10 protein-coding genes are annotated in these 12,850 nt (G+C 35.0%); 4 read left to right on the top strand and 6 right to left on the bottom strand.

Annotated elements, in window-relative coordinates; genetic code table 11:
- Positions 1–51: 51 nt before the first annotated feature.
- The gene (locus OQ292_RS12320; RefSeq protein ID WP_284682432.1) at positions 52–825 is read right to left on the bottom strand and encodes a DUF3944 domain-containing protein; all 774 of its coding nucleotides are present in this window, start codon (positions 823–825) and stop codon (positions 52–54) included.
- A gap of 168 nt (positions 826–993) precedes the next feature.
- Positions 994–2,442, bottom strand: coding sequence for an aldehyde dehydrogenase (locus OQ292_RS12325; RefSeq protein ID WP_284682433.1), 1,449 nt, complete (start codon positions 2,440–2,442; stop codon positions 994–996).
- Positions 2,443–2,722: 280 nt separating this feature from the next.
- Here OQ292_RS12325 and OQ292_RS12330 point away from each other — a divergent pair, with 280 nt between their 5' ends.
- The 3 genes from OQ292_RS12330 (at position 2,723) to OQ292_RS12340 (ending at position 6,729) form a co-directional block, all read left to right on the top strand.
- Entirely contained in the window at positions 2,723–4,264 is a 1,542-nt protein-coding gene (locus OQ292_RS12330) for a hypothetical protein (RefSeq protein WP_284682434.1), read from the top strand.
- A gap of 186 nt (positions 4,265–4,450) precedes the next feature.
- Positions 4,451–5,521: an N-acetyltransferase DgcN family protein gene (locus OQ292_RS12335; RefSeq protein ID WP_284682435.1), complete on the top strand. Its 1,071-nt coding sequence runs from the start codon at positions 4,451–4,453 to the stop codon at positions 5,519–5,521.
- Positions 5,522–5,655: 134 nt separating this feature from the next.
- On the top strand, positions 5,656–6,729 hold the full coding sequence (locus OQ292_RS12340; RefSeq protein ID WP_284682436.1) for a mandelate racemase/muconate lactonizing enzyme family protein: 1,074 nt from the start codon (positions 5,656–5,658) through the stop codon (positions 6,727–6,729).
- 77 nt (positions 6,730–6,806) lie between these two features.
- Here OQ292_RS12340 and OQ292_RS12345 read toward each other — a convergent pair whose 3' ends face one another.
- The 3 genes from OQ292_RS12345 to OQ292_RS12355 form a co-directional block, all read right to left on the bottom strand.
- A complete protein-coding gene (locus tag OQ292_RS12345) occupies positions 6,807–9,614 on the bottom strand; it encodes a TIR domain-containing protein (RefSeq protein WP_284682437.1) in 2,808 nt (935 codons plus the stop codon).
- Positions 9,615–9,769: 155 nt separating this feature from the next.
- A complete protein-coding gene (locus tag OQ292_RS12350; protein WP_284682438.1) occupies positions 9,770–10,522 on the bottom strand; it encodes a DUF6089 family protein in 753 nt (250 codons plus the stop codon).
- Between the two features lie 143 nt (positions 10,523–10,665).
- A complete protein-coding gene (locus OQ292_RS12355; RefSeq protein WP_284682439.1) occupies positions 10,666–11,475 on the bottom strand; it encodes an MIP/aquaporin family protein in 810 nt (269 codons plus the stop codon).
- A 146-nt stretch (positions 11,476–11,621) separates the two neighbouring features.
- On the opposite strand from OQ292_RS12355, the gene OQ292_RS12360 reads away from it, so the two are divergent.
- Positions 11,622–12,065, top strand: a complete 444-nt coding sequence (locus OQ292_RS12360) for a tetratricopeptide repeat protein (protein WP_284682440.1) — start codon at positions 11,622–11,624, stop codon at positions 12,063–12,065.
- Here OQ292_RS12360 and modA read toward each other — a convergent pair.
- Positions 12,062–12,826, bottom strand: coding sequence for a molybdate ABC transporter substrate-binding protein (modA, locus tag OQ292_RS12365; protein ID WP_284682441.1), 765 nt, complete (start codon positions 12,824–12,826; stop codon positions 12,062–12,064). The two genes, OQ292_RS12360 and modA, sit on opposite strands and share 4 nt — an antisense overlap.
- Positions 12,827–12,850 lie beyond the last annotated feature (24 nt).

The following is a 12,850-nucleotide window of genomic DNA, read 5'->3' on the forward strand; positions in this document are numbered from 1 at the left end:
TCTGATTTACATAAAGTTAACAATTATGTAATAATAGTGAAAACGAAAAAATTATGCAGCCTTACATATTAGCTGCATTTTTTCAGTGGTTGCTATTCTCATATACGCAATCTGAATCACAATTGGTGTCATTATTTTATAGTCTGGTCTGGCTAAATCGTTCAATACCCATGCCGTGGTGAAAGCCATTCCTAATGGACCAGTTAATACAGCAGCAGTTTTTCCAAGAAAAAGTTTATGTGCGCCAATTTTTAAACCTTTTAGTATGCTGTATTTCATAGATTTACTAATTGCGAGCTTGGCTACTGAACTAGCTAACAAAACCCCAATCACTCTTGGTTTCATATTTTCTTTTCTAATGATCTTTTTTATATCATTACTCAGTGTTTTGCGGGTGTAATCATGAGGGTTTATTTTCATCTCCTTCATAAAATTTTGTAATTCTGATGCATCCATTTTTTGCATAGAATCCATTAAAATCTTAGATAAGAGCATTACTTCCAGCTTTTCGGTAGACTTATCTTTTGTATATTCTATGCCAGATTTTTTACATACTCTTTCTAGCATATGCCTGTAAGGTACACCTTTGCCAGTTATAAAATTAGCAAAAATATGCCCACCAAAATTTTGAATTTCAGCAGCAATTAGGTTCCAATATTTTTTGTGGTTTGGGAAATGTTCTTGCACACGATCGTACCGCATTAACCTCGAATTAAACCTTTTTTTTCCACTTGGTAGCTTGGTTATATAATTTACCAGCACATCGAGGTCTTCCTGTTTGCTATATTGCAAGAAGGTTAAATCTGGATCTGATATATAGGGCATCTTAGTTTGTCTTTTAGTGTTAGCTTAGTTTTTTTATTTGGTTTAATTGCCCTTACACTCAAATTAATATTGTTAGTATTAACAACTATTTACGTATAGCTAAGTTTGTAGATGCGCTATAAATTGAATTTGACTTAATAAAACCTTCATGTGTAATATTGTGTAGGTTTAGCTTCCTGTTTGAATACAGATATTTTGAGGTTCTGTAAAAAATCTTAATGCCTCTTCGCCTCCTTCTCTACCTAAGCCAGATTGCTTCATGCCACCAAATGGAGTTCTTAAATCTCTTAACATCCAGCAGTTTACCCAAACAATACCACATTTTATGGCCGATGAAACTCTATTCGCTTTATTAATATCATTCGTCCATACAGAAGCAGCCAGCCCATATTTTGAATCATTAGCTAAAGTAATTGCTTCTTTTTCATCTTTAAACTTCATAAGTGAAACTACTGGGCCAAAAATTTCTTCTTGATTCACTCTGCAATTAGCAGAAAGGTTTTCAATAATGGTGGGAGTAATAAAGTTGCCTTTTGTGCATCTGCCTTCAACTTGAGTTTTGTTTCCACCAGTTAGAATTTTACCTCCTTCTTTAATTGCTAAATCTATGTAAGAAAGTATTTTTTCTGAATGGTTATTTGATATAACAGCGCCGACATCGATAAAAGGCACAAGTGGGTCGCCTATTTTTAACTCCTTGGTTTTGGCTAAAAATGCATTTTTGAAGCTTTCATAACAAGATTCGTGAACCAGAATTCTTGAACCACATAGACAAATTTGCCCTTGGTTAGAAAAAGAAGCTCTAACAGCGGTTTCTACAGTATTTTCCAAATTGCAATCATCAAATACTACAAATGGATTTTTACCTCCAAGCTCAAGAGACACTTTCTTAAATGAAGGTGCACAAACAGATGCTATTTTACTTCCTGTAGCTGTTCCACCTGTAAATGAAATGGCATTTACATCTTCATGCGAAACAATGGCAGCTCCCGCCTTATCTCCGTAACCATGTACAATATTGAGAACTCCTTTAGGTAAGCCAACTTCTTTACATATTTTAGAAAACAAAAAAGCTGTAGCAGGAGTGAGCTCAGAAGGCTTGGCAATTACTGTGTTTCCAGTGGCTAGTGCTGGTGCTATTTTCCAAGTAAAAAGATATAAAGGCAGGTTCCAAGGAGAAATACAGCCAACTACACCTAATGGATGCCTTTTGGTGTAATTAATTGCTTGTTGATTGGTGATATGCGCATTATCTGTAGTATGAAGTATTGCAGTGGCAAAAAATCGCATATTTGCTGCTGCTCTTGGTATATCTACTGTTTTTGAAAGGTTAATTGGTTTCCCTGTATCGTTAGTTTCTACTAATGCAAGTGTATCTGCATTTGCATCGATTATCTCGGCAATTTTCAGCATCCACTCTGAGCGTTCCTGCACAGTAGTTGTACTCCAACTTTCACTCGCTTTATTTGCTGCTTCTACAGCCAAGTTCACATCATTTTCATCTGAATCTGGAATTAGTGCATAAGCTTCTCCTGTAGCTGGATTTATATTTTCTATAAAATTTCCACTTACAGGTTCTTGCAATTCACCATCAATATAATTCAGTAGCTTTTCCATCCTAATAAGTTTTATGGGAGGTTACTTAGTCTTTAAAAATTAAGTATTTACAATTAAAATATGTTTTGGAGCTGATTTTAATTTAGAGTAACAGTAATACATTCTAAAATCGAAATACTAGCTAGTCTGAAAGTAAGCATAACTGATTAATCTGACCTTTTACAATCGTTAACAAAACAATGCGTTTACTAGAAGATTACAGCCGGCGTATGCATCCATTCATCATTTGCTAGTCATACTCAATAAAGTATATGTCGGGTATTAACCTAACAACAATGCTATGAAAAATACTTTCAAGGTTATTTTACTGCTTACTGTTTTATTTATAAGTGTCAAATCTACAAAAGCTCAGGAAGATTATGCTTCAAAATACTTCAATGAGGAACCTGAACAAGAAAATACAACTACAGAAGAAACACCAGAGGGCATAGATGTTGGCTATCTGGCAAATGCTTATTTCGGAATGAATGACAGTGCTAGTGTGTTCAGAGGCAATTTCGGGTTTACGCAAATTGGCGATCAGCAATATGTGGGAACAAGGTTACAGCCAGAATTAGGCTTTGGTAAAATCGGACTTGGGTTAGATGTGCCTATTTTATTTAACATCGAAGATGGTTCAATGCGAACAGAAGAATTTGAAAGAGGGGTTGGTTTACTAAGATTAGTAAGATATTTCAGATATGGAGTTAAGAAGCGCGATCCATTATATGTAAGAGTTGGAGATATTACTGGTTCTTATCTCGGTTATGGTATTCTCTTAAATAACTACACCAATTCTATAAGCTACGAGAGAAGAAAAGTAGGTTTAAACTTTGATGTGAACATAGATGGAATGTTTGGTGTAGAAGGTGTTTATAGCGACATCAACCTCACTTCGCTTAACCTTTTGGCTGTTAGACCTTATGTGCGTCCATTTTCTAAAATGCCTATTCCTGTTGTGAGATCATTTGAGTTTGGTGGAAGTTATGTAACAGATAGAGACAAAACCTCTCAAGTAGAAATTAATGATGAAGAAGGCGAGGTGAGAAACAAAACAGTATTTTTTGATAAAGGTATTTCTGCATGGAGTACAGATATGGGAGTAACTTTTCTTAAGATTCCTTTTATCACTGTAATGGGTGCTGTGCAATATGCATCAATTAGCAAAAACCAATCAGACTCTTTGGCTACCTATTTTAACGACCAAATAGAAAGTGGAGCAGCAGAAGGAACTCCTCTTGCAGATGGTTATTCAAAAGGACATGGTTTAAGTGTTGGTGTAAATGCCAAGATCAACTTTATTGGTAATGTATTAAAAGTAGATACAAGAATTGATAGACTTTGGTATTCAGATCATTTCTTACCACAGTTTTTTGATGTGAACTACGAAATCAACAAAGATTTAAGAATGATTTCTTTGGGTACTGCTGAAAAAATGAGTGGTATTTATGGAGTGCTTTCAGCGACTTTATTAGATAAAGTAAGAGTAAGTGGTAGCTTATTAATGCCAGATGTGGTTTCAGAAGAAACACCCGCTTTAATGCAGTTAAATGCAGAGTTAATTAACATGTTTGATAAACTTTCTCTAAAAGCAACTTACATCAAAAGTAATCTTGTTGACCTGGAAGATGTAATTATGCTAGACGATCGCTCTTTGGCTCGAATGAGAATGTCTTACCAATTAAATAAATTCTTAGTAGTTGGTGCAGATTACCAGTGGACTTATGCATTACAAGAGGATGGAAGCTTTAAAGCAGATCATTATTTTATGCCTTACTTTGGGTTTAGCTTGCCATTGGGCAAAACAAAGCAAAATACGAAAGATGTAATTCTAGAAGAATAATCATTATATTTAAAGTATTGAATATAGAGGAGAGCATTTAGCTCTCCTTTTTTTGTTTTGTAAAATTTGAATTTTTTGTATGGTTTTGATTTAATTTTTACATGTTTCTTTAGAAATAATACGATTTGGTGGTTTATTTCATAAGCCTAATCTAATTTTGATTTAAATATCATAATCTTATATATAATGGACGGAAACGCAATTGTTTTAACAAACGGACTTCTAGATCATCATAAAGCTAAAACTGCACATGGTTTAATAAGAGGCAGCGATCGCTACAATATAGTAGGAATTATCGATCATAAATTTGTTGGTAAAGATGCAGGCGAGGTGCTTGATGGGAAAAAAAGAAATATTCCTGTTTATGGAGATATAGAAACATTTACAGCTACTTCACCTGTAAAAGCTGAGTACATGATTGTAGGTATCGCTACAAAAGGTGGTGTTTTACCTGATGAAATGAAACCATTCATAAAGTCAGCAATTAAAGCAGGCTATTCTATAGTAAGTGGTTTGCATGAGTTTTTAAGTGAAACTCCGGAAATTGTTGAACTGGCAAATGTATATAATGTAAAGCTAATTGATGTTAGAAAACCTAAGCCTAACAAAGACCTGCATTTCTGGACTGGTAAAATTTCAAATGTTGCTTGCCCTAAAATTCCTGTAATTGGTACAGACTGTAACATGGGTAAGCGTACAACTTCTCGCTTTTTAAAAGAAGCAGTGTCTGAAGCTGGTTTAAATACACAAATGATATATACTGGCCAAACAGGTTGGATGCAAAGCGGACAATACGGATTTATTTTCGATTCTACGCTTAACGACTTTATTTCTGGAGAAATAGAGCATGCTATAGTAACATGTTGGGAAAATGAAAAGCCAGATGTAATTTTTATCGAAGGTCAGTCTGCATTACAAAATCCTACAGGCCCTTGTGGTACTGAGTTTTTAATTTCTGCTGAGGCTGATGCAGTAATTTTGCAACATGCTCCTAAAAGAGAGTTTTTCCACGGTTGCGAAGGTTATAAGCGTACAATTCCAACACTTGAGCAAGAAATTGCTCTTATCAAAATGTATGGAGTTAAAACAATGGCTGTAACATTGAATACAGAAGATATGACCAAAGAGGAAGCTTTGGAATATCAAAAAGAAAAAGAGGCATCTTTAGGTATACCAGTAATTTTACCTTTAGACGAAGGTGTTGGCAGACTTGCTGAAACGATAAGTGAGTTTGTGAAAAACTATCAGCATAGTTAATCCTCTTTTTTTATAAAAGATTTTTTAGCTACAGCATTATCAAACACAAATAAATTACCTAAACAAGGGTTTTTCTAGAATCACTTTTTCAAGTTATCTCTGCAAACCCTTAATGCTTTTTATCTATAAGAGAAATGAAAATAACTGCTGTAAAAACGAAAAAATGCGAATTGGGTCTTTTAAGACCTTATTCTATTGCCTATAAAACTGTTAATACTGTTTCTGTAAGTCTTTTGGAGATTGAGCTAGAAAACGGGCTTTATGGTCTGGGTTCTAGTAATCCGAGTCCTTATGTAGTTAAGGAGTCTTTAGATGATACAATGAAAACCCTGAGCGAAGAAAACTTCGAGTGGCTTATTGGTCAAGATATCAGAACTTTTTATCAGTTATTATTCGAAGTAAATACTCGCTACAAAACACAACCGGGTGTAAGGTCTGCTTTAGACATTGCATTATACGATGTATTTACCAAGTATTTAGATGTGCCATTGGTTACTTTCTTGGGTCAGAAAATCGATTCACTATATACTTCTATCACAATAGGTATTAAGAATGTAGAAGAAACCATGGAAGAGGCAGAAGAATATGTGGATAGAGGTTTTAAAATCTTAAAAGTAAAACTTGGTCAATCTATCGAAGAAGACATTGAGCGATTATCCAAGATTAGAGAGAAGTATGGTGAGAGTATAATCGTTAGAATCGATGCTAACCAAGGTTACGATTTTGATCAGATTAGTGAGTTTTACCAAAGAACAAAGTCGCTAAATCTTGAGTTAATCGAGCAGCCAATCGATGCTTCTGATGTTGACCCGATGCGTAGACTTCCAAGCGATATTAAATCTTTAATTGCAGCAGATGAGTCTTTAATTTCTCCAAGAGATGCATTTAGTTTAGCTTCTCCACCAGCAGCTTGTGGTATTTTTAATATCAAGCTGATGAAATGTGGTGGTGTTAAAAAAGCATTAGATATAGCTACTATCGCTCAAAACAGTAATATTTCTTTAATGTGGGGATGTAATGACGAGAGTATCATTAGTATTTCTGCTGCTTTGCATGCTGCTTTGTCTTGTCCAAATACAAAATACATCGATCTTGATGGTAGCCTGGATTTAGCCAGAGATGTTGTAGAAGGTGGTTTTATTTTGAAAGATGGAAAAATGACAGTAAATGGAAAAGCTGGTTTAGGTGTGTCTTTGATTCAACAATAATAGAAACAATATTTTATAAAAAAAGCAGGCTTGTTTAGTTCAAGTCTGCTTTTTTATTTCCTGTTTATTGCTAATAGTTAGAAAACAGATTGTTCTTTCTCAATATCTTCAATATCAGTTTTAATTACAATTCCCCATTTCATTTTAGGGATTGAGGTAAAATAGTTTAGAGTAGATTTACCTCTGTAATCTGTAATAATTTCAGAACCGGAATTCATGTATGCGGCTCTTTTTATCGCATCAAAACCACCTCTTTCCGGAGGAATGATATAAGGTATTTCTTTAATCTCAGAATAGTTTATGGGTGTAAGCAAGCTAATATCACTACCTGATTTACTGCATATAATAATCTCACCATTTTCGCCAAGAATCTTACTATTATCTTGCAGCAATTCTTTCAAATAATCAGAAACATTAATAATAATCAAGGCATTACCAATCCACTGTTGTAAGCTATCGTAAATTGGTGTAACAACAGTCATGTTGCTGTTATCTGTTATGTAATTGATGGTATCTTTATTTTCAGGTTTACTGCTAAAAGTAAAGTTTAATTTAGCCTCATTAATCTGGAAATTGCTATTCTGATTGGTATTGTAAATCACCCTTCCGTTTCTATCAGAAAGTATAATATCTTCATAATGATTACTGCTCCTAATTGGCTGGATAATATGATTATAATCCATCCTTTTGCCTTGGTATAGTGGATTATAAGTAAGGTTGTAAGCGTGATCGTTACTCCAATAAGTCATTCTGCTCAAATCATCTACAATAATGGGAGAATACTTAAGGAAGTTTAGGTTTGCTTCCATCTGGCTAAAATGCTGTTCCACTTGCTGAGCTTTTAGCTGTCCCATTATCTTCATCACAACTTCATACCTAGCAAGGTTAGATTCTGTAATGTTTTTGTAGGCTCTTGTAATGAAAATGGAGAAAATAACAGTAATTAACAGAGCTCCTGAGATCAGCCCTGTTAATATTTTTTGTCTGTTTTTCTCCTTATTTCTGGCAGATTCTAATGCTTCTCTACTTTCATTTATAAATTGTAATTGCAACTGAGTAGGAGCAGGTTCTTTTCCCTCGTTTTTACAATCTGTAACCCATTGGTCTGCTATTGCCAATTCAGATTCGCCTAATAGCAATTCGTGGTTTTTGTTGGCTGCTTCCCACTCCAAACTCTTTTTAGAAAGTTTGGTATGAAATTGCACATGCTCTCTGTCGATATCTAGCGTTCGAAGCAGTTCGCTAAAACTGGTATGAAAGTCTCTAACACCTGGTCTAAACTCAATCCACTGGATGTTTGCCAAGTCAAGAGGCATTTCTTGGTCGCCCACATAGTTGTAAAAAACAGTGATGATTCTTTTATTGAGTCTTACCGCATACTCAACTTCTTCTGCACAATAAGGCGATCTTATAGAGTGAGGAGTAATGATGAATAGAAGGTTGTCTGCCTCTTTAATTCCTTTAAAAATTTCCTCTTTAAAATCAGTTCCGGCAGAGATATATTCTTGGTCAAACCAAGTGGTTTTACCATTCAGTTGTAGGTATTCGTTCAGTTTTCTGGCAAAATCAGAATCACTTCTAGAGTAAGAAATAAAGACTTCTACAGGCAGAGAGAAACTTCTTAAGTCACTTTCTACTATAAAATCTCTATGTACATTAACAGGAGAATAATTCTTTCTGCTCTCACTTTCTTTAAGCCAAGCTTTCGCCAATTCCAGATTCTTACCTCTTAGTAAAATACTCATGTTGGCATTTTGCTTTTGCCATTTGAGTGCTTTTACCAGAAGTTGTTTATGCCTTTCAACATATTCAGCATCTGAATACAGCTCATGTAAAAGCTCATCGCATCTTTCATCGAAAATGGCTTTGTTCGAAAAAGACCTGCTAAAGTCTAAAAACTGTAAAGAGTGAATAAAAGAAGGAATACTCTCGCTAGGAGTATCTTCAACTATTATAGAGATAATTCGCTTATTGAGTTGGTAAGCGTAATCAAGTTCTTTTAAACAATATTCAGATTTTACAGAATGGGGTGATATTAAAAATATAAAATTTGTCGCTCCTTCAATACCTCTAATAATCTCCTCTTCAAACTTTTTTCCCGAGCGAATATCGGTTCTGTTTGTCCATACAGTAAAACTATTTCGCATTAAAACCTTTCTCAAGGTATCTAACCGGTCTTTATCTTCTGTTGAATAGCAGATAAAGACTTCCGTCATCAGATTGAAAGCATTCTTCTCGCTTTCACAAATGTATTCTGTATGTATATCTGAAGGCTCGCAAGGTGAGTGCTCGTTTTCAAAATTTATTTTTAACCAAGCTTCTGCATCTAGCCTGTCTTGCCCAACCAGTAAATAATCGTTTTTTCTTTTGTTAGAAACCCAGTCAAGAGCCTTGTTTAATAGCTTAGTATGGAGAGATACATAATCTTTATGTTTCTCCACAGCATTTATTATTGAATCACAGAGTTTAAATATGCCATTTTCTCCTGCCTTTAGATATATCCAGTTTAAATCTTGTACTGCCGGATGCATGTCCATCTGCACACTTTCCTGATCGGGCATTCTGTATAGAACCGGAATAATTCTTTTGCCATAATAGATAGCCTTTTCAATTTCTTCTCTGCAATAAGGAGATACAATTGAATCTGGAGAGATAATAAAAATAAAGTTGTGAGCATTAATAATTCCCCGCTCTATTTCTAGCCTAAAGTTAACTGCTTCAGGAATATCATTCTGATCGAACCATACTTTTATGTTTTCATTTTTCAGTTGAGTTACCAAAGATGAAGCAAAAGAAAGGTCTCTTCTGGAGTAGGAAATAAAAATATCATCAATATTATTTTTTTTATCCTGACCTATTGCGTAATTCAATATTTCCCTTGGCATAGTTCTTCTGGAAATGTCTGTGTATAATAGCTTTATTAGCCTGACTAAAAAAGTGGCAAAAAATATCTATCTGTGTTTAAATGCTTGATTCACATTGCCACAGACCTAACGCAGAAGGTATTTTTAGATTTTATTAGAGAAAAGCTTTTAAGGCATCATCGATTTTTAACTTGCCTTCTCAGATGCCTTTTGTACTTGTATTTAGTCATAATCTGTACAGTTACTTTTACTCCTAAGGTAAAGTAGATATCGTTTTTGGTGTTATCACCTGTGGGAATGTTGCCATCTAGCATATCAGTTTTTGTGAAACGAACGCCACCTTCCAAATCGATACTGATACTTTCGTGGATGTAGTACTTAAGGCCAAGTCCGGCAGGAATCATGAGCGATTTGTTAGAAAAAGTTGTGTCTTCGGTTGTTAGCAGGTTGCTGTCATCATCCAAAGATTTGGGGTTATATAAAACTCCGCCGATACCTCCATAGATGTATGGCGAAGCTTTTTTTGCATAGCTTTCTATACTCTTTTTAGGAATAAACTCATGTACCAATGCCAGATAAGCTTCTGCATTGTAAGAATTAAAACCTACTTGTGTGCTTGAATTACCTTCGGGTTTGGAGTAAAGTTGGAAACCTGCTGCTTCTAATCTAAAGCTTACAAAGTGGGTAAGTCTGTAAACCAAACCTGCACTAATAAATGGAGTGAGGTGATTTTTTTGATTAGCAAAGTCTGGTGCTTTACTTAAGTCACCAGCATAAGCAGTAATACCTAAACCTAATCGGTAACTAAATGGACTCAATAGAGGATGGGCATATTTCTTAAAATAAGGTTGCCCAGTTTTTCCTCTAAAAGTTTCTTGTGGAGATAGATTAATATTAGAAGAACTCTTCTGAAGTGAATCTGTGTCCAATATATTCGCTTTTGTATTTTGAGAAAAAACGATTGTGCAGATCAATATCAAAGTGAAAAAAATATTCTTCTTAAGAATTAGCATACAGTAAAATCAGATTAAAAAATCAATTTTTATATGTTGACGAATCTATCTCTGTAAAATTATCCGTTTTGAGTCACATTATTTTTATTTTCACTCCACCAGGCTATTAAAAGTATTATTGCAATAAGCAGGCTAAGTATCCAGAATGTGGTGGTTTTATTACCTTCAAAAAAAGCTGTATAAAACACAGCTCCATAAATTCCACCAATACAAGGTCCTACAACTGGTATCCAGGCATAAGACCAGTTAGATTTCCCTTTGCCCGCAATAGGCAAAATGAAGTGAGCGATTCTTGGCCCTAAGTCTCTTGCTGGGTTAATTGCATAGCCAGTTGTACCACCTAATGAAAGCCCGATACTGACTATTAGTAAGCCTACAATAAAAGGATTTAAGCCTTCGGTAAAAGTGTTTGCCCCAATAGTTAACAAGCCTACGATTAATACAAAAGTGCCTATCATTTCGCTTACAAGGTTGGCAAAGTTGTTTTTTATGGCTGGGCCGGTAGAAAATACACCAAGTTTAGTGCCTGTGTCTTTGGTGGCTTTCCAGTGTGGGAGATATTGAAGCCATACAATTGTGGCTCCTAGAAATGCACCAATCATTTGAGCGCTAATGTAAACAGGTACTTCGCTCCACTCAAAAGATCCGTTGAAAGCAAGTGCAAGTGTAACTGCGGGGTTAATATGTGCGCCACTAACTTGGCCTACAGCGTAAATTGCCATGGTTACGCCAAGTCCCCAACCAAAAGAGATACTGAGCCAGCCGGCCCCATTAGCATAAGAGTTTTTTAAAGAGCTACCAGCATTAATTCCACCTCCAAGTATAATTAATAGCATAGTGCCTAGTAATTCAGCAGTAAAGTTGTTCATATTTTTCATTTTCAATTTATAAGAGCAATATACAAAAATGGCTAAACAGGGCTTAATTTTTTTGCCGATTGCTTCAAATTTTCCCTCTTTATCATCATAAATAAAAATCCTCTCTGTTATTAAAACTGACATTAAAGTTTTAACTAATGATGAACGAAGAGCAGGAATTAACTAAAAAACTGATTGGCGAATTTAAAAAGGTGCAGCAGAGTATTAAGAAGTTGATGGAAGGCGGATATTACAATGAGGCTATCCAGATAATTAATGATATTAGTAGAGATAGTTTCGACTTTGATGTGAGCGTGCCTTTAAATATGCCTCTCGAAGATCTAATGATTTTATTAGAAGATCACAGACAGCTAACTCCTTTTCAACTCAATGTATTGGCAGAGTTGCTCATGCTAGAAGGCGATGTACATTTTGTTTCCCATAAGTATCAAGAAAGTAAAGATTGCTACGAAAAGGCACTTCGCATTTTTTATCATTTAGACGAAAGAATGGAAGAACCTTTTTCTATAGATTTAATGGAAAGGATGAATATGTGTATGGAAATGATTCAGCGAATTATCACACATGAGAAAAAGAATTAATTTTCTGTTGAGTCGTATCCAAAGCTGTCAAAAACCTTTTGGGCTTCTTGTGAGAATAAAAACTTAAAGAAATCGGAAGAAGCCTTTGTCTCATGATCAATCCCATAATTTAATACCATACCTCCGTGGGGAATTCCCTGCCAATCTTTTACCACTTGCCAGTGTCCTTTATCTTTTAATTGTTTGCCATACATGGCAGAAGCAGCAGTAAAAGCAGCATTTACACTTTCAGAATAAATATACTGGTTTACTTTGCCGACACTTTCACCATATACAATTTTAGGTTGCACGTTTTCCCAATTATCGTGTTGCATCAACCAGTTTTTAGCATTAGCTCCATAAGGAGCAAGTTCAGGTTGTGCTATGGCAATGGTTTTCGTATTACTCTCATTCAAAAATGAAATAATATTATTTTCACTTACTGCTGATTTACTCCAAAATACCAACCTGCCATAAGTAACAATCTGTGGAGTATTTCTAGCAATTCCATCTTGATGCAGGTTTTCAGGATAAAACATATTTGCAGAAATGAATATGTGAAAAGGGGCTTTATTTTTTATCTGAGCAGTGAGTTTACCAGAAGAAGCAGAGATTATTTCTACTTTAACATCTGGGTGTTGTTTTTCGAAAGCTTGTTTAATTGGTTGCATGGGTAAAGCCAAGTTGGCTGCAACCGCTACTCTAATAGTTTGTTGAGCATTTGCAGCGCTAATTAATGTGAAAGCAGCTAAGCTGGTTAATAGGATTTTTATGATTTTCATAGCATTGATGTAATTCTCTCCAAT

This window comes from Chondrinema litorale (genome assembly GCF_026250525.1).
GTDB classification, from domain to species: Bacteria; Bacteroidota; Bacteroidia; order Cytophagales; family Flammeovirgaceae; genus Chondrinema; species Chondrinema litorale.

Coding starts and splice junctions, on each gene's coding strand:
- OQ292_RS12355 (WP_284682439.1), bottom strand. CDS start 11,475: ATGAACAACTTTACTGCTGAATTACTAGGCACTATGCTATTAATTATA.
- OQ292_RS12330 (WP_284682434.1), top strand. CDS start 2,723: ATGAAAAATACTTTCAAGGTTATTTTACTGCTTACTGTTTTATTTATA.
- OQ292_RS12335 (WP_284682435.1), top strand. CDS start 4,451: ATGGACGGAAACGCAATTGTTTTAACAAACGGACTTCTAGATCATCAT.
- OQ292_RS12360 (WP_284682440.1), top strand. CDS start 11,622: ATGATGAACGAAGAGCAGGAATTAACTAAAAAACTGATTGGCGAATTT.
- OQ292_RS12340 (WP_284682436.1), top strand. CDS start 5,656: ATGAAAATAACTGCTGTAAAAACGAAAAAATGCGAATTGGGTCTTTTA.
- OQ292_RS12325 (WP_284682433.1), bottom strand. CDS start 2,442: ATGGAAAAGCTACTGAATTATATTGATGGTGAATTGCAAGAACCTGTA.
- OQ292_RS12320 (WP_284682432.1), bottom strand. CDS start 825: ATGCCCTATATATCAGATCCAGATTTAACCTTCTTGCAATATAGCAAA.
- modA (WP_284682441.1), bottom strand. CDS start 12,826: ATGAAAATCATAAAAATCCTATTAACCAGCTTAGCTGCTTTCACATTA.
- OQ292_RS12345 (WP_284682437.1), bottom strand. CDS start 9,614: ATGCCAAGGGAAATATTGAATTACGCAATAGGTCAGGATAAAAAAAAT.